Below are 20,834 nucleotides of genomic sequence, written 5' to 3' on the forward strand. Positions count from 1 at the left end.
GATCGGAAAGTCCCACGTTAAGGCTATGAACGAAGGGCTGGAATTGCGCGCGTGATTTTGGCTCGCGAACGTCCACAATCAAGGCGGACCTGAAAGTTGGCATTTTCGGGAGATTTTATCGGCCGGCAATGACGCGAGTTCTTCCGCCGACATAGGCAGCCGTTAAGCGCCACGCACGTTGACGGGGGATGGACCTGCGTGATTATGATGACGAGAAGCGAGCTGCAGCTCAGGCGGCGGTGGGGGAAGTCGCGCATGGGATGATGGTCGGACTTGGCACGGGTAGCACCGTCGCCTTTGCGATCACGGCTTTGGGGCGGCGCTGCCGGGAGGGGCTTTCGGTTCGGGTAGTCGCGACCTCGCTGCGCACCGAGCACGCTGCCAAGGCTTCAGGCATCGAGGTACTGGATTTCAGCACGGTGTCGCATGTCGACCTTGCCATAGACGGTGTGGATCAGATTGACCCACGCCTGTGTGCGATCAAGGGTGCGGGCGGTGCGATGCTGCGCGAGAAGATCGTGGCGCAAGCCGCCGCCCGCATGATTGCCATCTGCGATGCCAGCAAGCATGTGTCCCGCCTGCCGCCAGGGCCATTGCCTGTCGAGATCCTACCGTTCGCCCAGGCTTTCGTGACGAACCAGATCGAATGCTTGGGTGCCACAGCAAACCTGCGCGGGATCGAGGCAGGCAAACCCTACCGGACCGACCAGGATAATTTCGTGCTCGACTGCACTGCGCCCGCTGGCTTCGATCTCGAGGCCTTCGCGATCCACTTGCAGGCCATCCCCGGGATCATGGGGCACGGCTTCTTCGCAAACGAAATAGACGCCGTCTACCTGGCCGAGGGTGATCGCGTGCGACTTTTGGAAAGGCCGGCACCTGCATGACCCGCGCCATAAAAATCGCGCCCTCCGTGCTCGCCGCCGATTTCACGCGGCTGGGCGAGGAAGTACAGGCTGTCGACCGCGCGGGCGCGGACTGGATACACGTGGACATCATGGATGGCCGTTTCGTGCCGGAAATCTCGTTCGGGCCGACAGTCGTCGAAGCGATCAGGCGCTCCACCCAAAAGCCGCTCAACGTGCACCTGATGGTGGTGGAGCCTGAGCGTACGATCGAGCGCTACGCCAAGGCCGGCGCTGACCATATTCTCATCCAGTCGGAGCCGGGCTCGACCGTTCACCTCCACCGGGTCTTGAGCCAGGTTCGCGAGCTGGGCTGTCAGCCCGGCGTTGTCGTAGACCCGGCGACACCGATCGCCTGGATCGAGCAAGTACTGCACCTCGTCGGCGTGGTCCTGGTGATGACGGTTAACCCCGGATTCGGCGGCCAACGGTTTCTGCCCGAGATGCTTCCTAAGATCGCCGACCTGCGCCGCCTTTGCCGGGAACGCGGCCTTGATCCGCACATCGAGGTAGATGGCGGGCAGGACCCACTGACAGTGCGCAAAACGATCGAGGCCGGCGCGGATGTCATCGTCGCCGGCACGGCGATCTTCGGTGCCGATGACTACGGGCAGGCCGTCGCTTCTCTCAGGCTCGCCGCCGCCGGTTAAGGCTCGGAATCCTTTTCTGAAGCGTTTTAGACATTCCAGAAACAATAGGCGCCCGCTGCCGTTATGGAGGCGCATCACGGAGTCCACGATGGCCACCGAACCCGGATCGGACGCAAGACCCGCCCTCCCGTCACGAAAAGATGACTCGGCCACATCGGGCGAGCCCTTGAAAACCTTGTCATGGGTATCGTATCGCTGGCGGCCGGACAGAAGTTCTGTTCCGCCCGCGGCGAGGGCTGCCCGGCGCAGCCACTGCCCATGTGCGGGGGCGCGCCGGACGGTGCTGCATTAGCGATACGTAATTCCTCTGAAATAGCTGACAGGAGAGCCTCATGGCCAGCCTAGACACGCGCACTCTCGCCTCGGATGCCGACGCCAGACGGCAGGCGATCGATACGATCCGCACTCTGGCGATGGACGCCGTCCAGAAAGCGAATTCCGGCCATCCGGGTACGCCCATGGCCATGGCGCCGGTCGGCTATACCCTATGGCGCGACTTTCTGCGGTATGATCCGGCCGCGCCCGATTGGCCCAACCGCGACCGTTTCGTGCTTTCGATCGGCCATGCCTCGATGCTGCTCTACGCCCTGCTCCACCTCGCTGCGGTTGAGGAGATCGAAGCAGATGGGCGCAAGACCGGCCAGCTGGCGGTCAGCCTCGACGATATCCGGCAGTTCCGCCAGCTGGGCTCCAAGACGCCGGGCCATCCCGAATACCGCATGACCACCGGTGTCGAGACGACGACAGGCCCGCTGGGCCAGGGCGTCGCCAACGCGGTAGGCATGGCGATCGCTGAGCGCGCGCTTGCCGCGCGCTTCAATCGGCCCGGCTTCACGCTGTTCGACCACGACGTCTACGCGATGTGCGGCGACGGTGACATGATGGAAGGTATCTCGGGCGAAGCGGCCTCGCTCGCCGGGCACTTGCGCCTGTCGAACCTTTGCTGGATCTACGACGACAACAGCATCTCGATCGAGGGATCGACCCAGATTGCCTTCACCGAGGATGTCGGCAAGCGCTTCGAGGCCTATGGCTGGAACGTCCTGCATGTGGCCGATGCCAACGACACTGCCGCCGTCGCCGGTGCGCTCGGGACCTTCCGCGCCACCGACGACCGGCCCACGCTCATCATCGTGCGTTCTGTGATTGGGTGGGGTTCGCCCCGCGCCGGGAGCGAGAAGGCCCACGGCGAGGCGCTGGGCGAAGAGAACGTGCGGCTCACCAAGAAGGCTTATGGCTGGCCTGAGGATTCCTCGTTCCTGGTGCCCGACGGTGTCTCCGATACCTTCCGCGCCGCCCTGGACGCCAATGGCGGCAAGGCGCGGCAGGACTGGGACGCCGTGTTCGAACGCTATCGCGCCCAGTTCCCCGAGCTCGCGGGCGAACTCGACAACTTGCGCTCCGGCAAGGCCGCCGGGGGGTGGGAAAAGGACATTCCGGTGTTCGAGGCCGACGCAAAGGGCATCGCCTCGCGCGACAGCGGCGGCAAGGTGCTCAACGCCATCGCCCCGCACATCCCACTGCTGATGGGCGGCGCCGCCGACCTGTCGCCCTCTACCAAGACCAACCTGACCTTCCAGGGCGCAGGCACCTTCGAGGCCGACACGCCGAGCGGACGCAACATGCACTTCGGGGTACGCGAACACGCCATGGGCGCGATCGCGAACGGCATGGCGCTGTCCTACCTGCGTTCCTACACCGCGACGTTCCTGGTCTTCGCCGACTACATGCGCACGCCGATCCGGTTGGCGGCGATCATGGAACTGCCGACCATATTCGTCTTCACCCACGATTCGATTGGTGTCGGCGAGGACGGCCCCACCCACCAGCCGATCGAACATCTCGCTACCCTGCGGGCCATACCGGGCCTCAACATGATCCGTCCCGGCGACGCCAACGAGGTCGCCGAGGCCTGGAAGGTAGCAGTGGAATCCACGCACGAACCGACCGTGCTGGTCCTCTCGCGTCAGGCCTTGCCCACGCTCGACCGCTCGCGCCTAGCCGCCGCCGACGGACTGCGGCGCGGGGCCTACGTGTTGGCCGATGCGGCCGACGGCGACCCCGAGGTCATCCTCATCGCCACCGGCAGCGAAGTTTCGCTGGCACTGGAGGCGCATGATCGGCTGACGGCGGACGGGGTCCGCTCGCGTCTGGTCTCGATGCCCAGCTGGCATGCGTTCGAGCAGCAGGACGACGCCTATCGACTCAGCGTATTCCCGCGTTCGGTGCGGGCGCGGCTTGCAATCGAACAGGCGGGCTCGCTGGGCTGGGACCGCTATGTCGGGTTCGACGGGGCGACCATCACCATGTCGACCTTCGGTGCTTCCGCGCCGCTCGCCAAACTCCAGGCCAAGTACGGGTTCACGGTCGACAACGCCGTGAAAATGGCTCGCGAACTCATCGGAAAGAACGCGTCATGACCAGTCGTCTCGTAGAACTGAACGCCGCCGGGCAGGCCGTGTGGCTCGACTTCATCGAACGGGACTTCATCGCCAGCGGTGGCCTTGCCAAGCTGATCGACGAGGACGCGCTCACCGGCGTCACCTCCAACCCCTCGATTTTCGAAAAGGCCCTGGCGGGACGCGCCGTCGACGATGGGGACGGCAGCACCAGCGCCATCTACGAAAGCGAGGCGATCCCCGACATCCGCAGCGCGGCGGATCTGCTCAGACCGGTCTATGATCGTCTCGACGCGCGCGACGGCTTCGTCAGCCTTGAAGTCTCGCCTTACGCGGCGAACAACACGGAAGTCACGATTTCAGAGGCGCGGCGGCTCTGGGACGTGGTCGACCGGCCGAACCTGATGGTCAAGGTTCCGGGCACGCCCGCCGGGGTTCCCGCGATCCGGCAGCTGATCGAGGACGGCATCAACGTCAACGTGACTCTGCTGTTTTCGATCGACGCTTACGAGAAGGTCGCGGATGCCTATCTCGCCGGCCTCGAAGCGCGCGTCGCCAGGGGCGAACCGATAGATCGCATCGCCAGCGTCGCCAGCTTCTTCGTGAGCCGCATCGACACGCAGATCGACAAGGCCATCGACGAGCGGATCGGCGACAACGATGCTCAGAGCGATCGGCTCGAGGCGCTGCGCGGCAAACTGGCGATCGCCAATGCCAAGCTGGCCTACCAGAGCTTCATCGCCACCTCGGCCTCGCCGCGCTGGCAGGCCTTGGCCGCCAAGGGGGCGAAACCGCAGCGGCTGCTCTGGGCCTCGACCGGGACCAAGGACGCGGCCTATCCCGATACGCTCTACATCGACAGCCTGATCGGCCCCGATACGGTCAACACCATGCCGCCCAAGACGATGGACGGCTTCCGCGACCACGGCACCACCGCGCAGACGCTCACGGCCGATGTGGATGCGGCGAAGCAGGTGCTGGCCGATGCCGAGGCGCTCGGGCTGGACCTGCCCGTCGTCACCGAACATCTGCTCACCGAAGGGCTCGCGTCGTTCGCCGACTCCTTCGACAAGATACTCGGCAGCGTGGCGTCCGGGCGCACCAAATGGTTCGGAGACAAGCTGAACGCGATGACCGAGCGGCTGCCCGAAACGCTCGCCAGCGCGGTGGATGCCCGTCTCGAAGCGGCGCGCAAGGCGGGGTGGTCGCGCGGGCTGTGGGCCGGGGACGCCTCGATCTGGACCGGCGGCGACGAGGGCAAATGGCTCGGCTGGCTGGCTGCGGGCGAGGGCAGGCAGGTGGACTTCGCGCAGCTGTCGGACCTTGCCGAGGCCGCGCGCGGCTTCAAGGACGCGGTACTGCTGGGCATGGGCGGATCGAGCCTGGGCCCAGAAGTGCTCTCGCTCGTCCTCGGCTCGGCGCAGGGATATCCGCGGCTCCACGTCCTCGACACCACCGACCCGGAGCAGATCGGCGCGGTCGCCGCGCAGATCGATCCGAAGGAGACGCTGTTCATCGTCTCGTCCAAGTCCGGCTCGACCATGGAGCCCGAACTGCTGCGCGCCTACTTCTTCGCCGCTTCGGGCGAGCAGGCCGATCACTTCGTCGCGGTCACCGACCCCGGCTCGAAGCTGGAGGCGCTGGCGGGCGAAGCTGGGTTCCGCCAAGTGTTCCATGGCGATCCCGCGATCGGCGGGCGCTATTCGGTCCTCTCAGTGTTCGGCATGGCCCCGGCCGCCGCGATTGGTATCGACGTGAAGGCGCTGTTCGCTGCGACCCGGCCGATGGTCCTCGCCTGCGGCGACGACGTGCCGCCTGCTGCCAATCCGGGTTTTCGTCTCGGTGCGATCCTGGGCGAAGCGGCGCTGGGAGGGCGCGACAAGCTGACGATCGTGCCCTCGGCCGGGCTGGCGCCGTTCGGCTCGTGGCTGGAGCAGTTAATTGCCGAATCCACCGGCAAGCAGGGCAGGGGCATCGTGCCTGTGGACCTGGAGCCGCTGGGCCCACCCGACGTCTACGGCACCGACCGCGTGTTCGCGCATCTGCACCTCGCGGGCGATCTGGACCCCGATCTCGAGACCAGGCTCGATGCGCTTGCGGCGGCCGGGCATCCGGTCATCGCGATTACCGTGCCCAATCGCTCGCAGATGGCGCAGGAGTTCTTTCGCTGGGAAATCGCCACCGCCGTCGCCGGGGCAGTGATCGGCATCGATCCCTTCGACCAGCCCGATGTCGAGGACGCCAAGATCGCAACCCGCAAGCTGGTCGACGCCTACGAGCAATCGGGCGCGCTCGAACCCGAGACGCCCGTATGGGAGGACGACACCGTCGCCGTGTTCGCACCGGCCGGGACCACTTTCGACGAGACGAGCCTTGCTGGGGTCCTTGCAGGCCATCTGGCGCAGCTCAAAGCCGGCAGCTACCTGGGCATCCTCGCCTATATCGAGCGCGATGCCGACAACCAGGCGGCGCTCGGCCGTATGCGCACGGCGGTGCGCGATGCCAAGAAGATCGCCACCGTCGGCGGCTTCGGGCCGCGGTTCCTGCACTCGACCGGACAGGCCTACAAGGGCGGCCCGGCTACCGGGACCTTCATCGAAATCACCCGCACGCCCGGCCGCGACCTTGCCGTGCCGGGACGCAAGGCCAGCTTCGGCACCGTGCAACTGGCGCAGGCGCGCGGCGATCTCGATGTGCTCGTGCAGCGCGGGCAGCGGGCGCTGCGCGTCCATCTCAAGAGCGGAGACGTGTCGGCGCTGGAAGCCGCGCTGGTCTCGGCCGCGACTCTCTAGGAAGGATCACCAAGCATGCGTATCGCCATGATCGGCCTGGGCCGAATGGGAGCCAACATCGCCCGCCGCCTGATGCGTGGAGGCCACGAGATCGTCGCCTTCGACCGCAACGAACCGGCCGTCGCCGAACTGGCGGGAGAGGGGGCGATAGCCGCCAGCTCGGTGCCCGAAATCATCGGCAAGTTCGACGGCGGTCCGCGCATCTTCTGGATCATGCTGCCGGCGGGCGCGCCGACCGAAGATACGATCACGCAGCTGATGGACCTCGCCTCGCCGGGTGACATCCTCATCGACGGCGGCAACAGCTTCTACAAGGACGACATCCGCCGCGCCAAGGCCTGCCGCGAGAAGGACCTGCACTACGTCGACGTGGGCACCTCGGGCGGCGTCTGGGGCCTCGAGCGCGGCTACTGCATGATGATCGGCGGCGACAAGGAGACGGTCGACCTGCTCGATCCGATCTTCAACACCCTGGCGCCCGGCTACGGCACCATCCCTTGCACCGAGGGGCGTGACGCGCCCGACGCTCGCGCCGAGCGGGGCTATATCCACGCAGGCCCCGCGGGAGCGGGGCACTTCGTCAAGATGGTCCACAACGGCATCGAATACGGCCTCATGCAGGCCTACGCCGAAGGGTTCGACGTGCTCAAGGGCCGCGCTTCCGACAAACTGCCCGAAGAGGAGCGGTTCGACATCGACCTCCCCGACGTGGCCGAGGTTTGGCGGCGCGGCAGCGTCATCTCCTCCTGGCTGCTCGACCTTACCGCCATTGGCCTTGCGAAGGATCGCAACCTGGAGCAGTTCACCGGCCGCGTCGCGGACTCCGGCGAAGGCCATTGGACGATCGATGCCGCGATGGAAGAGGCGGTGCCGGTCTACGTGCTTTCGGCCGCGCTGTTCGCGCGCTATCGCAGCCGTGTGGACACGACCTTCGGCGACAAGTTGCTGTCTGCGATGCGCTTCGGCTTCGGCGGCCACGTCGAGATGCCGCAGTGACGGACGGCGCGGGGCCGGCGGTGGCGCCGGCGGCCACGCTCGTCATCTTCGGCGCGATGGGCGACCTGGCCCGGCGCCTCCTCGTACCCTCGATCTTCAACCTCGTGCGCGATGACCTGATCCCGGAGGGTTTTGCGATCCTTGGGGTCAGCCACCACGAGGCTGGCGACGAAAAGCTGCGCGGCGAGCTGGAAGCCTTCATCCCCAAGGAAGAGCGCGGCAGCGATGCCTGGCAATCGCTCCGGCGGCGGATCGGCTACCTGCAGGGAGATTTCGAACAGGACGCCACTTACGCCGAGTTGGCGAAGCGGGTGAGCGGCAACGCAGTGTTCTATCTCGCCACCGCGCCGCAGTTCTTCGGCCCCGTGGTCGAGAAACTGGCGGCAGCGCGGGTGTTGAATGAGGACGAGGGCTTTCGCAGGGTCCTGGTGGAAAAGCCCTTCGGCCATGATCTCGCCTCTGCGCGGGACCTCAACGCCCGTTTGCTCGCCTGCATTCCGGAGGGCCAGATCTACCGGGTCGATCATTTCCTGGGCAAGGAGACGGTCCAGAACATCATGGTCGCGCGTTTCGGCAACCATCTGTTCGAGGCGATCTGGAACAACCGCTATATCGATCATGTCCAGATCACGGCGGCCGAGACCGTCTCGATCGATACACGCGGCAAGTTCTACGACGCTACCGGCGCTCTGCGCGACATGGTGCCCAACCACCTGTTCCAACTCCTCGCGATGGTGGCGATGGAGCCGCCCAACTCGTTCGATGCCGAAGCGGTGCGCAACGAAAAGGCGAAAGTCCTGGCGGCGGTGCGCGGCCCGCGCGCGGCCGAGGTGGAGACCCATGCCGTGCGGGGCCGGTACGTGGCGGGGCGCGCGGGCGACAAGGACGTGCCGGACTACCTGAAGGAAGCCGACGTCGCCTCCGACAGCCGCACCGAGACTTATGCGGCGGTCAAAGTGGAGATCGAGTCCTGGCGCTGGGTCGGGGTGCCGTTCTACCTGCGCACCGGCAAGGCGATGACGGCGCGTGACACCGAGATCGTCCTGCAGTTCAAGCCGGTCGCCTTCGCCCTGTTCCGCGACACCGATGTCGGCCAGCTACCGCCCAACCGGCTGGTCCTGCAGATCCAGCCGCAGGAGGGCATGTCGCTCCGCTTCCTCGCCAAGAAGCCCGGACCGCTGGTCGATACCGCCGAAGTCAGCATGGACTTCGCCTATGCCGATGCCTTCACCATGGGTCATCGCACCGGATACGAGACGCTGCTCTACGATGCCTTCATCGGCGACCAGACGCTGTTCCAGCGGGCGGACATGATCGAGGCAGGCTGGGCTGCGATGGAGCCGGTGCTCGAAAGCTGGCAGACAGCCGGACAGCCCGAGGATTACGAAGCGGGCGGCGATGGGCCCGCCGACGCCGAAACCTTGCTGGCGCGCGACGGTCGGCACTGGAACTCCTTGGGATGAGCATATGATCCGCCTCCTCGTTTCCGACATCGACGGCACTCTCGTCCGCTCCGACAAGTCACTGGCACCGGCCACCGTGGCAGCGGCGCGCAAGCTCGTTGCGGCGGGGGTGCCGATGAGTCTCATCAGCGCCCGTCCGCCGTCTGGCATCGGGTGGATCGCGGAGGAAATCGGCCTTCCGGGACCGTTCGGTGCATTCAACGGCGGCACGGTGTTCATGCGCGACGGCACGGTCGTTGAACGCCATGGCCTGGAGGCCGAAGTCGCGCGCGGCGTCATCGAACTGGTGTGCAAAGCCGGAATCACCTGCTGGGTGTTTGCCGATGGATTGTGGTATTCGAACAGCGCGGACGACCCCTACAACCTGCGCGAGGTCAAGGCGGCCAACGTGCAGCCGGTCATCACGCAGGATTTCACCGCGGTGCTGGGGCGTGTCGACAAGATCGTCGGCGTAAGCCCCGACGATCAGCGTCTGACGACGCTGGCAGACGCAGCCAGGGATATCGCGGGCGCTCGGGCCACCATTGCCCGCTCACAGACCTATTACCTCGACGTAACGGCTCCGCGGGCGAACAAGGGTGACGGCATCAGCCATATCGCCGCGGCCTTCGGCGTACCGCTCGAAGATGTGGCGGTGATCGGCGATCAGGCCAACGACCTGCCGATGTTCGCGCGGGCCGGCTTTTCCATCGCGATGGGACAGGCCACCGACGAGGTGAAGGCCCATGCAGACCATGTGACGGCGAGCAGCGACGACGATGGCGTCGCGCGGGCGATCGAAGCCCTTTTGAACGGCGACTACGGGCCCGGCTGCTGGGCTGCCGCGGGAAGATAACACCGGATACATCCGAACTTTGTCGTTGCTACGGCGTTCCTCTCGCCGGGCGCGGCATGTCGTTGCCATGGGAGACACGGCATGGAAGCTGCGCAGGTATTCACCAAGCTCGACCTCGAACTCAGGCCAGATCCCGCCCGGACGGTGATCCGTCCGTTCTCCTTCGCCTATCCCCCAGCCTTCGCCGAGGGCCGGGCTCTCCGCCCGCAAGCCGTGGTCCAGCGCATTCTGGGTCTGGATGACGCGGTCCGCGAGCGGATGTTCGATTTCATCGCGGGTCCGATGCGCGAACGTCATCGCAACGTCGAGCGCACGTTCCTGCGCCACCTGGAAGCCATTGGCGACGAACTGGGCGATCTGACCGGGGTCAATGAACGCGATCGCCTGCTCATCGGGGCCTATTTCAGCCAGGAATACGCCTTCGAATCCGCAGCCCTGTTCAACCCCAGCATCGTGCGCATGCCGGGCGAGAGCGAAGGCGCCGATGGCGGCACCCGGTTCCTGCTCTCGCTACGCGGCATCGGCGAAGGCCACATATCCTCGGTCACGTTTCGTACCGGCACCTGGGACGGAGGCGAGGTCGTGACCATCGATACACCCAGCGAATACGGCGTCCCGCCCTGCATCGAGAGCGACCACGAAGGCTGGGTCCGCCTCCTGTGTGACGACAGCCAGGATATCTCGGAAACCGTCATCTTCCCCGTCCTTCCCTCCCAACGCCAGGGCGTGGAGGACCTGCGAATGGTCAACTTCATCGACGAGGACGGCAGCGAACTCGTAATCGGCACTTATACCGCCTTTGACGGGCGCAACACCCGGCAGGAAATGGTGCGCGGCGTTGACCTTCGCACCTTCGAGATGCGCCCCCTGACCGGCGCCATGACGGGCTACAAGGGCATGGCGCTGTTCCCGCGCCGGATCGACGGCCAGTTCGTGATGCTCGGGCGGCAGGACAGCGAAAACATCTGGCTTCTGCGCTCCAACGATCTGTACGTCTGGGAAGAGGGCTCCATCATCATGGCGCCGCAGTTTCCCTGGGAGTTCGTGCAGCTGGGGAACTGCGGATCGCCGATCGAGATCGAAGAGGGCTGGCTCGTCTTCACCCACGGGGTCGGCATGGTGCGGGGTTACTGCATCGGTGCGTGCCTGCTCGACAAGGCGGATCCGTCGCGCGTGCTTGCGCGCACCAGCGCTCCCCTCATTTTCCCCAGCGCCGAGCAGCACGGCGGCTACGTTCCCAACGTCACTTACAGCTGCGGGGCGCTGGTTCACGAAAGACGAGTGCTTTTACCCTATGGCGTCGGCGATGAGTCCACATGCTTTGCCGTCGCAGATCTTGATGACTTGCTGTGCGCAATGGTCCAAATTTAAAGTCGTGTGCGCAGCTCGCGCGCAATCGTAAACGCACGCGGCTGCTCCGGGCAGCGGCATGGGCGGAAATGGCCGCGCTTATTGTGTCGGCCTTCCATCGGCACTTCAAAGCTGTGACCGCGCTCAGCCGTTTACAATGTTAAAAGCCGCTCTGCTTGCTACGTTTGATCGGCGACAAGCGGCCAGTCCGGCAAGGCCGCCTTTCTGTCATTATGCGATGCCGTTAGGAAACCGATGAATGTCGGCTCATGTCAAAAGCTGCAGTGACGACCTATCGCTTTGAAACGGTAAAATGTCCCATCTACGGTGATTAACCGACGGACGGAGTCGGTCATCTGATTTTAGCTTGGAATGACCTTAATGAGGGCGAAGTTCCGTGCCAGCGCAGGGCGCTACTGGCTGGCCGCGCCCAACTCGCCGTTCGTCCGTGTTGATGGGACGGTCCGCAACTGACCAGAGCGGTAGCCCAAGTTCCATGACGCTGCGAGCGTCAATCGCAGATTGAGTGGTCAGCTGCTTCGATCAAATCCTCTCCACTGTATAAAACTGGTCCAGCACGCTGAGCACAGCTGTGCCATGTGCTGTGTCCCGCGCTTCGAGCATGACCTCCAACCGGGCAGCTTGCACGTTTGGTGAGGTGTGTAGGCGGTGGTGAGAGACCTCGATGATGTTCGCTCCTGCGGCACCAATCCGGCTAGAAATTTCCCCCAGGATGCCGGGTCGGTCGGGAATGTCGAACACCAACCGCATGAGACGCCCGTCACGAAGCATTACGCGTTGCAAGACGTTGGCCAGAGCGCGGTTGTCGATATTGGCCCCGCACACCGGGACACCTATCGCGCGGCCATGAAATAGCGCGGGATGAGCCAGCAAGGCCGCGACACCTGCCGCTCCAGCCCCTTCCGCCACGATCTTGCCCTCTTCGGCTAGCAGAGCGACTGCATCTTCGATGGCGTGCTCGGAAACGGTCAGGATCTGCCGCGCATGGCGCTGCAGAATCTCTAGCGGGCGCCGCCCCACGTCGCGCACCGCAATGCCTTCGGCGATCGTCGAACCGCCCACACGGACGGGCACACCCGCCAGTTCCTGCGCCATCGCCGCGTAGGTCTCGACCTCCACACCGAAGACATCCATGGGCCGAGCCGCACCCAGCGCCGCGATCGCGCAGCCTGCGGCGAGCCCGCCGCCGCCAACCGGCACGACCATCGTTTCGAGAATGGGAATGTCCTCGATCATCTCGAGCGCCAGCGTACCCTGTCCAGCGATCACGGCGTCATCATCATAAGGGTGGACGAAAACCAGTCCCTCCTGGTCTGCCAGCGCCCTTGCATGGGCGGCCGCCTCCGCCAGCGTATCGCCATGCAGCACCACCTGGGCGCCCCAGCGCGCAGTGCGCGTCACCTTGGTTGCCGGTGTGAAGGCGGGCATGACGATCACGGCCCGGATGCCGAGCAGCGAGGCATGGCGCGCCACCGCCTGCGCGTGGTTGCCGGCCGACATGGCAACCACGCCAGCCTCGCGTTCCTGCGACGTCAGCAAAGCGAGCCGATTGGCCGCGCCCCGCTCCTTGAAGGCACCCGTGACCTGCAGCGTGTCTAGTTTGAGCCAGACCTCCGCCTTCGTGAGCCGACTAAGGGCTTCACTGCGAATGGTCGGGGTGCGGACGATAGTGCCAAGGATGCGCGCGGCAGCGTCCCTGACGTCACTGAGACCGATCACGCCGAACGACCCTTGCTTGCCACAGCAGGGTCGTCGCAGGCCAGGGCGTCGCGGTAGGCGAACAGGCCCGGGGTGCCGCCCGTCATGATGAACAGCACGTCCTGATCCCGCCAGACACCGCTGCGCGCGCGTTCGAGAAAGCCCGCGAAGGCCTTGCCGCTATAGACCGGATCGAGCAGGAGACCTTCGGACCGCGCCAACCGGCGCAGGGCGTCCAGCGTGGCGGCGGTCGGAATGCCATACCCCTCGCCGCGCTGCGACCCATCGACCATGATCGCTTCCTCTGGCAACGACATTTCCGGATTCATCAACTCCAGCGTTGCCTTGGTCAGTTGCAACGTTGTCTGCCGCGCTTCCACCAATGGCGCCAGCACTGTCCAGGACAGCACCCGCCTGGGATCGTCGCCGGCCGCCGCCATGCCTCCGGCAAGCCCGGCATGCGTGCCCGAGCTTCCGTTGGCCACGGCGATCGCGGCGAAGGTGAGAGCATGTTGCCTCTCCTGCTCGCGTATTTCAGCCACACAACGGGCATAGCCCAGGCAACCGAGCGGCGATGATCCGCCACTGCCTACGACATAGGCATGGCACCCCTCTCGGTCCAACTCCCGAGCCCGCTCCTCCGCGGCGGCCAGCGCATCGGCGTCACCGGGCAAGCGGTGAACCGTCGCACCCAGCAGATCGTCCAGCAGCAGATTGCCGTTATGCTGATAGGCATCGTCATGGCGAGGGACCACATCGGTCAACATGAGCTCGCAAGCCAGGCCGGCACGCGCGGAAGCGGCGGCAGCCTGTCGCGCGTGGTTGGATTGCAGGCCGCCAGTCGTGATGAAGGTATCGCATCCTCGTGCCAGCGCGTCCCCGATCAGCAGTTCGAGCTTGCGCAGCTTGTTGCCGCCGCCGCCCACGCCCGTCAGGTCGTCACGCTTGATGAACAGCCGCGCGCCGCCCGTAGCCTCGCCCAGCACCTCTTCCAAACGCGATAGCCGCTGGATGGGGGTCGGGCCTTCAAGCAGGGGGAAACGGACAAATTGATCCAGCCCTGACGTCACGTTCGTTCCTTTCATCGGCTGTGCGACCATGACGACATACCCGAAATGCCGCCATGCGCCTTCACATCATGCCGCCATCACGCCTTCCAATGCGAACACCGGATTACCGAGCAGAAATTGCCGCGGTGAAAGTGCGGGTTCTTGTCGGCCAATACATCAGCCTTGACGTTGCCGAAGGTGGTGTCAGGCTTGTGCCTGATGCCGTCGTAGAAGGTCTGAATGATGTCCTCCTTGAATTGGGCCGAGCGAGGGAAGGCGGCCACGACAGCCTCACGCACCGGGTCGGAATACCGGTCATACGTCAGGCCCAGCACATCCATCTCGACCCCTGCGGTGGTCAAGGCGATGACCGGGTGCATGAATTCCGGCACGCCCGGCGTGGTGTGCAGAGCGACGCCCGTCCACACCTTCTCGATATCGGACGGGTCGATGGCGTAGCTGGCCAGAAAGTCGCGCGCGGCGTTAGCACCGTCGACCTCGAAGCGCAGATGCGGCGTGCTGTGCGAGGGCATCAAGCCGATGTCGTGGAACATCGTTGCGGCATACAGCAGCTCTCGGTCGAAGGTCAGCCCGCGATCCAGGCCGGCGATGGCGCCGAAGAAATAGACGCGACTGGAGTGGTTGAAAAGCAATTCGGTCTCAGTGTCGCGGATGAATTCTGTGATCGCCCGGGCAAGCCGGGTGTCGGGAATGGTGACGCCCTCGACGCTGGGCAGGGTGGTGCTGGTCATCGTTGATCTCCGTGATGGAACTGCGTTGCCCGGCTTATCTTCCGTTCATGCCTTTGGCCGCAACGATAGTGACCGTTGATATTCTGCCAGCTTAGCGCGATATCCTGCCGCCAAGACAAGGGGTATGCATGTGGCGAGAAAAGAAGTGGCCCTTGTCATTCATGACGGGGTTCAGGCACTGGATGTGGCCGGGCCGCTCGATGTCTTTGCCGAAGCGAACGGGTTTGTGTCACATGATGATCGGTACGACTGCCGGTTGGTTGCCGAGCATACCTGCGTCATCCCGGCGTCCAACGGCATGCCGATGACGGCCCATCTCAGTTTCGCGCAGGCTTCGCGCCGCTTCCACACTGTGTTGGTGGCAGGAGGGCCGGCGCTGCCGGACAAGCCAGATGACGAGGCAATGTCGGCATGGCTGCGTGTGTGGGGCGTCAAGGCCAAGCGCTATGGTTCGATCTGCACCGGGGCGTTTGCACTGGGGCGAGCGGGATTGCTCGATGGCCGAACGGTGACCACCCATTGGCAGAATGCCGCCCATCTTGCGGCATCCTTCCCTGCCGCCCGCGTCCAGCATGACAGGATCCACGCGCGTGACGGGCGCCTGGTGACCTCGGCGGGGGTGACGGCGGGCATCGATCTGGCTCTCGCGCTGGTGGCCGAAGATCATGGCGCGGCGATATCTCTGGCATGCGCCAAGCGTCTTGTCGTCGTGTCGCAGCGTCAGGGTGGGCAATCCCAATTCAGTCCGATGCTGTTGCCGCCCTCTGATCCCGCTACGCCGCTTGGCAAGTTGCAGGCTTATGTCATGGCGCATCCCGGGGAGCCTTTCCCAGTCGAGCGGTTGGCGGCCATCGGGGGAACTAGCATACGCAGTATCGCGCGCCTGTTTACGAGGGAACTGGGCATCACCCCGCACGATTTTGTGGAGAGTGTTCGCCTCGACCATGCGCGCAGTCTTCTTGAAGCGACAGATCTGGCGCTCAAGGCGGTAGCCTTCGATTGCGGTTTTGCCAGTCCGGAACAGATGCGCGCCGTCTTCCAGCGCCGGCTTGGGCTGAGTCCGCTACGTTATCGCGAAAGCTTCGCGTCCGGGAAGTCTGAGCCTGCTTGAAGAACCCTCCCGGCCACGGGGGTATACCGGCATCACTTGGCGGCGCTATTGAGCCGCTCAAGGAGTGGAATGGCCTGCCGCAAGATGGCCCGTTCGTCGCTGGACAATTCATCGCGAATCATCGCCGTGATGGTTGCCGCACGCTTCGCGCGCTCATCGGCCAGCTCCCGGCGGCCGCTCACCGACAGGGAAAATAGCTGGCTTCGCCTGTCGTGCGGATCAGGCGTCCGCATGATGAGGCCGGCGATCTCCATCTGCCTGGCGACAACCCGCATCGTCTGGTGCGTGACCTGGCGGTGTTTGGCCAGCGCCGCGATGTTCAGTGACTCTTCCCTATCGAGAAGGGCAAGTGTCTCGGCTTGCGCTGAACGAGGTGTATCGGCGTCGCGGCGGATCGTCCGTACGAATGCGCTGACCGCCTGACGCAAGTCCTCACCCAGGCGGCTTGCTTCATCACGTCGGGAACCAGACTGTTTCATCGAATAGAACTCCTCCCCGTCGGCGGGCTAGCAGCGCATCGCCATGGTCTTGATATATACAGTATAGCTGTATATATTCCTAGCTTCTTCGATTGGGAATCGCCATGCTCACAGACACGAACAAGGCCGCCGTGCGGCGTTTCAACGAGGAAGTCATCGCAGCGGGTAACCGGGCGGTGTTCGAAGCTCTGGTTGCCCCCGACTTTATCAATCGCTCAGCCTCGCCGGGCATGGTCAACGGACCGGAGAGCATGTGGAACACGTTCGAAAATATGCTGCGGCCCGCACTCTCGGGCCTGAAAGTGATCATCCATGACCAGATTGCGCAGGGCGATCTGGTCACCACGCGAAAGACGATTTCTGGTCAGCACACAGGCCAACTCATGGATGTTGCAGCGACACATAAAATCGTCTCAATCGATGTGATCGACATCGTACGTCTGGAGGACGGTCGCTATGTCGAACATTGGGGGCTGAACACGCTCTCTACGGTTCTCGCGGCATTGCGTGGGATAGATTCGTAAGCCCTTGGTGACGTCTGTGCTCGGTAAGTTCGCTAGAACTCAACACCAGAACCAGCGGCCGTAAATGACGAAAGCCGCCGGTCAGACCGCCGACAAGACCGCCAGAATGCCCTAGGATGCGGTGTTCGGCGCCGGCGGGAGACGACCGATAGTGTTGAAAAACTCAGCCTTGCAGTAGTTGCAAAGTCCTGATTCACTGGTCCTGTCGTTGGGAGACAGACTGATGATGGGTGCTCGAACGGTGATGCAGGAGGCGCTGTTTTACAGCTTCAGCCTAGAGGACCATGTGCCGCAAACCCACCTGCTGCGGGCCGTTGACCGCTTTGTGGACCTGAGCGGTATCCGGGAGAAGCTGCGGCCATTCTATAGTGAGACGGGCCGCCCTTCGATCGATCCCGAACTCATGATCCGGATGTTGCTGGTTGGCTATTGCCTTGGGATCCGGTCAGAACGGCGCCTCTTTGAGGAAGTGCATCTCAACCTGGCCTATCGCTGGTTTTGCCGCCTCGGCCTTGACGGAGCGGTGCCGGATCATTCGACGTTTTCCAAGAACCGCCATGGCCGCTTCCGGGCGAGCGATCTGTTGCGGGACCTGTTCGAGATGACGGTCACGCGCTGTATCGAGGAGGGATTGGTCGGTGGCGAGGGCTTTGCCGTCGACGCCAGCCTAATCAAGGCCGACGCGAACCGCCAGCGAGGTGTGCCCGGCGAGGAAGGCTTGCCCCCGGAGATCGGCAACCATGCAGCCCGGGAGTATCTGGAGGTGCTCGATGCGGCAGCGTTCGGCGCGGCATCGCCCGTCACACCCAAATATCTGTCACCTGCCGATCCTGCAGCGCGCTGGACAAGCGCTCATGGCGGACAAGCCTTCTTCGCTTACAGCACCAATTATCTCATCGATTTGGAAAACGGCGTAATTGTTGATGTTGAAGCCACCACAGCCATTCGCCCCGCCGAGGTGACGGCGCAGCGAACGATGATCGATAGGACGCAGAAACGCTTTGGCATTTGGCCACAGCGCCTGGCCGCCGATACTGGTTATGGCGATGCCGCCAATATCGCCTGGCTTGTCCATGAGCGCGGCATCGAACCGCATATTCCCATTTTCGATCATGCGGGCCGCCGGACTGGAAGCTACCAACGCGCTGAGTTCCGCTACGACCATCAAAATGATCTGTATGTATGTCCCGGCGGCAAAGAGCTGTTCCCGCGCCGCAAGAACTATGCGATCCCACCGCCTGACGTCGATCAGGACGGGTTCATCCGCTACCGCGCCAGTAAACATGACTGCGATGCCTGCGCTCTCAGGCCGCAATGCTGCCCAGGTCAGCCCAACCGAAAAGTGATCCGATCAATCCACGAGGGGGCCCGGGATCTGGCAAGAGATTTGTCCAAAACCGACGCCTATGTCACCTCCCGCCGCGAGCGGAAAAAGGTTGAAATGCTGTTCGCCCACCTCAAACGCATCCTCAAGCTCGACCGCTTGCGCCTGCGAGGACCAAATGGTGCAAAAGACGAGTTTCTCTTGGCTGCCACGGCACAAAACCTTCGCAAGTTGGCTAAGCTGATCCCGATGCCCGCCGCCCCAAGGCCCGCATGATCGGAATGAGCCCTCCTAACTGCCCCTGAGCTGGCAACAGCGTCGATCTCAACGGTGGATTTTTCAACACTATCGACCACTTCACGCCGTTCGCCGATAACGTTGCCAACGTCCGGATTCGGCACGAGCCGCCGTTCAACGGGCCGCGCGAAAAGTAAGGTTGTACCGAAATTCGCCTGCCAGGCTAACGCTGCCGCGCAGCGTATCCACGCCATGGAACGTCAGCCGCGCCGGGCCACCCCAGACCACCACGTCGCCGTGAAACAGCCGCACGCGCATCGGCTTCCCACTTCGGGTGGCGCCGCCCCACAGAAACGTAGCGGCTAGCCCCAGAGACACCGAGACGATCGGCGCGTCGAAGTCCCTCTCGTTCCGGTCCTGATGGAGCGAAAGCCGGGAGCCGGGCTCGTATCGGTTCATGAGGCACGAATCCGGGTCGAACCGAGCATAGCCGGCGACCTCGGCCGCCCGCTCGGCGAGACAGCGGAAAGTCTCGGGCATCTCCGGCCACGGATTTCCCGTCCACGGATCGAGCGCGTCGTAGCGATAGCCGGTGCGATCCGTCATCCAGCCGAGGCTGCCGCAATTGGTCATGGCGACCGACATCTGCCATCCGCCCGGGGTGACCATCTTCCTGAACGGTGCCACCTCCGCGACGCGGTGGAGGTCGGCCAGCAGCGCGTCGGCCCCTGGCGAGGCGAAGCCTCCCAGCAGCATCGCTCCGGGTTGCAGCGGCATGGCGCGTCGACCTTCCTCGAACAGATCGGTCGGAAAAATCGTCTCAGGCGGCGTCATGAAAAATGATCCCGATTGTATGCCGGCAGCCGGACCGCACTTCGCTTACACCGTGCCGCAGCGTGACCCGGTAATCGCCTCTGGTGCCACGGTGCGGCCGAGCGTTCACGGCGAACACCACAGCGTCGCCCTTGGTGAGTGGGACGACCACGGGCCGCGACTGCATGCGCGGTCGCTGCTCGGTCAGCACGAACTCACCGCCCTCGAATGCGGCGTGCGGCTCGGACAGCAAGGCTGCCACCTGCAAGGGGAAGACATGCTCACCGTACAAATCCTGATGGAGGCAGTTATAGTCGCCTGGGCCATATTGCAGCAGCAGCGGGGTGGGTCGGCGCTGGCCGGCGTCGTGGCATCGCTCCAAGAATTCCGCATGGGTGGCCGGAAATTGGACGGCCATCCCCATGCGATCGTGCCAGCTGTTCGCGATCGGGGCGAGCTTTGGATAGAGCGTCGTCCGCAACATCCGCACGAGATTGGGCAGCGGGTAGGAGAAATAGCGATATTCGCCCCTTCCAAACCCATGCCGCGCCATAGCGACATGGCTGCGAAACGCTGGACTGTCGCCGTACATGCCGGCAATCGCGTCGCACTGATCCGTCGCCAGAAGGCCGGGCAGGATCGCCCAGCCCTGCCGATCAAGGCTGCTAGCAACCTCCGTCCAGTCGAAATCGTCGACGCGCATCCCGATCACGCCGCCTGCTCCATGGCGAGCAGCTTGCGCTTGCGCTCGACGCCCCAGGCATAGCCGGAAAAGGCACCGTCGTTGCGGACGACGCGGTGGCAGGGGATGGCGACCGCCAGCTTGTTGGCGGCGCAGGCCCCTGCGACTGCGCGCATCGCAGTCGGCGCGCCGATGCGCTCGGCGACATCGCTGTAGGACACGGTCTGTCCGACCGGAATGTCGCGCAGCGCCTGCCATACCCGCTGCTGGAAGGCTGTGCCCCGCACGTCGAGCGGCAGATCGAGACTGACCTCCGGCGCCTCGACGAAGCCGACGACTTTGGCGACGATCGCCTCATACTCGGCGTCGGCGCCGATCAGGGTCGCATTGGGGAAGCGATCCTGCAGATCTCGGGCCAGAGCATCCGGATCGTCGCCGAGCAGGATCGCCGCGACCCCCTTCGCGCTTGATGCAACCAGGATCGCACCCAGCGTCGTTTCGCCGATCGCAAAGCGGATCGCCTCTTTCGCGCCGCCCTTGCGGAAGCTCGACGGGGTCATGCCGAGCATCGCGTTCGATGCTTCGTAAAAGCGGCCGCTCGAACTGAAACCGGCATCGTAAATCGCCTCGGTGACGCTGTTCTCGCCAGCCAGCGCCTCGCGGACACGCTTTGCGCGATGCGCGGTCGCATATCCCCTAGGTGTCAGCCCGGTATGGGCCTTGAAGATGCGATGGAAATAGCCGGGGCTGAGCG

18 protein-coding genes are annotated in these 20,834 nt (G+C 64.3%); 11 read left to right on the top strand and 7 right to left on the bottom strand.

The window, feature by feature from the left end; genetic code table 11:
* Positions 1 to 188 precede the first annotated feature (188 nt).
* The 8 genes from rpiA (at position 189) to PMI02_RS21000 (ending at position 11,411) form a co-directional block, all read left to right on the top strand.
* On the top strand, positions 189 to 887 hold the full coding sequence (rpiA, locus tag PMI02_RS20965) for a ribose-5-phosphate isomerase RpiA (protein WP_007686671.1): 699 nt from the start codon (positions 189 to 191) through the stop codon (positions 885 to 887).
* Positions 884 to 1,555, top strand: a complete 672-nt coding sequence (gene rpe / locus PMI02_RS20970; RefSeq protein ID WP_007686672.1) for a ribulose-phosphate 3-epimerase — start codon at positions 884 to 886, stop codon at positions 1,553 to 1,555. The genes rpiA and rpe overlap by 4 nt, the downstream gene beginning before the upstream one ends.
* A 332-nt stretch (positions 1,556 to 1,887) precedes the next feature.
* Positions 1,888 to 3,975, top strand: coding sequence for a transketolase (gene tkt, locus PMI02_RS20975; protein ID WP_007686673.1), 2,088 nt, complete (start codon positions 1,888 to 1,890; stop codon positions 3,973 to 3,975).
* Complete coding sequence (locus tag PMI02_RS20980; RefSeq protein ID WP_007686675.1) at positions 3,972 to 6,746, top strand: bifunctional transaldolase/phosoglucose isomerase; 2,775 nt, start codon at positions 3,972 to 3,974, stop codon at positions 6,744 to 6,746. Before tkt ends, PMI02_RS20980 begins: the two co-directional genes overlap by 4 nt.
* Positions 6,747 to 6,761: 15 nt before the next feature.
* Positions 6,762 to 7,742, top strand: coding sequence for a phosphogluconate dehydrogenase (NAD(+)-dependent, decarboxylating) (gene gnd / locus PMI02_RS20985; protein WP_007686676.1), 981 nt, complete (start codon positions 6,762 to 6,764; stop codon positions 7,740 to 7,742).
* Positions 7,739 to 9,205, top strand: a complete 1,467-nt coding sequence (gene zwf, locus PMI02_RS20990; RefSeq protein ID WP_007686678.1) for a glucose-6-phosphate dehydrogenase — start codon at positions 7,739 to 7,741, stop codon at positions 9,203 to 9,205. Before gnd ends, zwf begins: the two co-directional genes overlap by 4 nt.
* A 4-nt stretch (positions 9,206 to 9,209) precedes the next feature.
* The gene (locus PMI02_RS20995) at positions 9,210 to 10,040 is read left to right on the top strand and encodes a Cof-type HAD-IIB family hydrolase (RefSeq protein WP_007686680.1); all 831 of its coding nucleotides are present in this window, start codon (positions 9,210 to 9,212) and stop codon (positions 10,038 to 10,040) included.
* 81 nt (positions 10,041 to 10,121) lie between these two features.
* Positions 10,122 to 11,411, top strand: coding sequence for a glycoside hydrolase family 130 protein (locus PMI02_RS21000; protein WP_007686682.1), 1,290 nt, complete (start codon positions 10,122 to 10,124; stop codon positions 11,409 to 11,411).
* A 522-nt stretch (positions 11,412 to 11,933) separates the two neighbouring features.
* On the opposite strand, the gene PMI02_RS21005 is transcribed toward PMI02_RS21000, so the two are convergent.
* Genes PMI02_RS21005 through PMI02_RS21015 form a run of 3 tightly spaced genes read right to left on the bottom strand, consistent with a single transcriptional unit; the run spans position 11,934 to position 14,910 of the window.
* The gene (locus PMI02_RS21005) at positions 11,934 to 13,130 is read right to left on the bottom strand and encodes a threonine ammonia-lyase (RefSeq protein ID WP_007686683.1); all 1,197 of its coding nucleotides are present in this window, start codon (positions 13,128 to 13,130) and stop codon (positions 11,934 to 11,936) included.
* Positions 13,127 to 14,209, bottom strand: coding sequence for a pyridoxal-phosphate dependent enzyme (locus tag PMI02_RS21010; RefSeq protein ID WP_007686685.1), 1,083 nt, complete (start codon positions 14,207 to 14,209; stop codon positions 13,127 to 13,129). The genes PMI02_RS21005 and PMI02_RS21010 overlap by 4 nt, the downstream gene beginning before the upstream one ends.
* 47 nt (positions 14,210 to 14,256) lie before the next feature.
* The gene (locus tag PMI02_RS21015) at positions 14,257 to 14,910 is read right to left on the bottom strand and encodes an HD domain-containing protein (RefSeq protein WP_007686687.1); all 654 of its coding nucleotides are present in this window, start codon (positions 14,908 to 14,910) and stop codon (positions 14,257 to 14,259) included.
* Positions 14,911 to 15,034: 124 nt separating this feature from the next.
* On the opposite strand from PMI02_RS21015, the gene PMI02_RS21020 reads away from it, so the two are divergent.
* Positions 15,035 to 16,021 carry a GlxA family transcriptional regulator gene (locus tag PMI02_RS21020; protein ID WP_007686688.1) on the top strand — a complete coding sequence of 329 codons (987 nt, stop codon included), beginning with the start codon at positions 15,035 to 15,037 and terminating at the stop codon, positions 16,019 to 16,021.
* A 32-nt stretch (positions 16,022 to 16,053) separates the two neighbouring features.
* On the opposite strand, the gene PMI02_RS21025 is transcribed toward PMI02_RS21020, so the two are convergent.
* Entirely contained in the window at positions 16,054 to 16,500 is a 447-nt protein-coding gene (locus PMI02_RS21025; RefSeq protein WP_007686690.1) for a MarR family winged helix-turn-helix transcriptional regulator, read from the bottom strand.
* Positions 16,501 to 16,604: 104 nt separating this feature from the next.
* On the opposite strand from PMI02_RS21025, the gene PMI02_RS21030 reads away from it, so the two are divergent.
* Positions 16,605 to 17,024, top strand: a complete 420-nt coding sequence (locus tag PMI02_RS21030; protein WP_007686692.1) for an ester cyclase — start codon at positions 16,605 to 16,607, stop codon at positions 17,022 to 17,024.
* 223 nt (positions 17,025 to 17,247) lie between these two features.
* Positions 17,248 to 18,624: an IS1182 family transposase gene (locus tag PMI02_RS21035; protein WP_007686693.1), complete on the top strand. Its 1,377-nt coding sequence runs from the start codon at positions 17,248 to 17,250 to the stop codon at positions 18,622 to 18,624.
* Positions 18,625 to 18,759: 135 nt separating this feature from the next.
* Here the strand turns inward: PMI02_RS21035 and alkB are convergent, their stop codons facing one another.
* From alkB to PMI02_RS21050, 3 genes are all read right to left on the bottom strand, one after another.
* Complete coding sequence (gene alkB, locus PMI02_RS21040) at positions 18,760 to 19,419, bottom strand: DNA oxidative demethylase AlkB (protein ID WP_007686696.1); 660 nt, start codon at positions 19,417 to 19,419, stop codon at positions 18,760 to 18,762.
* On the bottom strand, positions 19,406 to 20,101 hold the full coding sequence (locus PMI02_RS21045; RefSeq protein WP_007686698.1) for a 2OG-Fe(II) oxygenase: 696 nt from the start codon (positions 20,099 to 20,101) through the stop codon (positions 19,406 to 19,408). The genes alkB and PMI02_RS21045 overlap by 14 nt, the downstream gene beginning before the upstream one ends.
* Before the next feature lie 5 nt (positions 20,102 to 20,106).
* Positions 20,107 to 20,834 (bottom strand): methylated-DNA--[protein]-cysteine S-methyltransferase (locus tag PMI02_RS21050; RefSeq protein WP_007686700.1); only part of this gene is annotated, 728 nt, incomplete at its 5' end.

The organism is Novosphingobium sp. AP12 (genome assembly GCF_000281975.1).
In the GTDB taxonomy this organism is placed as follows: Bacteria; Pseudomonadota; Alphaproteobacteria; order Sphingomonadales; family Sphingomonadaceae; genus Novosphingobium.

What these genes read in the sequence shown, in the direction of transcription:
- rpiA (WP_007686671.1), top strand. Translation starts at nt 189, where the DNA reads ATGGACCTGCGTGATTATGATGACGAGAAGCGAGCTGCAGCTCAGGCG.
- rpe (WP_007686672.1), top strand. Translation starts at nt 884, where the DNA reads ATGACCCGCGCCATAAAAATCGCGCCCTCCGTGCTCGCCGCCGATTTC.
- tkt (WP_007686673.1), top strand. Translation starts at nt 1,888, where the DNA reads ATGGCCAGCCTAGACACGCGCACTCTCGCCTCGGATGCCGACGCCAGA.
- PMI02_RS20980 (WP_007686675.1), top strand. Translation starts at nt 3,972, where the DNA reads ATGACCAGTCGTCTCGTAGAACTGAACGCCGCCGGGCAGGCCGTGTGG.
- gnd (WP_007686676.1), top strand. Translation starts at nt 6,762, where the DNA reads ATGCGTATCGCCATGATCGGCCTGGGCCGAATGGGAGCCAACATCGCC.
- PMI02_RS20995 (WP_007686680.1), top strand. Translation starts at nt 9,210, where the DNA reads ATGATCCGCCTCCTCGTTTCCGACATCGACGGCACTCTCGTCCGCTCC.
- PMI02_RS21000 (WP_007686682.1), top strand. Translation starts at nt 10,122, where the DNA reads ATGGAAGCTGCGCAGGTATTCACCAAGCTCGACCTCGAACTCAGGCCA.
- PMI02_RS21010 (WP_007686685.1), bottom strand. Translation starts at nt 14,209, where the DNA reads ATGGTCGCACAGCCGATGAAAGGAACGAACGTGACGTCAGGGCTGGAT.
- PMI02_RS21015 (WP_007686687.1), bottom strand. Translation starts at nt 14,910, where the DNA reads ATGACCAGCACCACCCTGCCCAGCGTCGAGGGCGTCACCATTCCCGAC.
- PMI02_RS21020 (WP_007686688.1), top strand. Translation starts at nt 15,035, where the DNA reads ATGCATGTGGCGAGAAAAGAAGTGGCCCTTGTCATTCATGACGGGGTT.
- PMI02_RS21025 (WP_007686690.1), bottom strand. Translation starts at nt 16,500, where the DNA reads ATGAAACAGTCTGGTTCCCGACGTGATGAAGCAAGCCGCCTGGGTGAG.
- PMI02_RS21030 (WP_007686692.1), top strand. Translation starts at nt 16,605, where the DNA reads ATGCTCACAGACACGAACAAGGCCGCCGTGCGGCGTTTCAACGAGGAA.
- PMI02_RS21035 (WP_007686693.1), top strand. Translation starts at nt 17,248, where the DNA reads ATGATGGGTGCTCGAACGGTGATGCAGGAGGCGCTGTTTTACAGCTTC.
- alkB (WP_007686696.1), bottom strand. Translation starts at nt 19,419, where the DNA reads ATGACGCCGCCTGAGACGATTTTTCCGACCGATCTGTTCGAGGAAGGT.
- PMI02_RS21045 (WP_007686698.1), bottom strand. Translation starts at nt 20,101, where the DNA reads ATGCGCGTCGACGATTTCGACTGGACGGAGGTTGCTAGCAGCCTTGAT.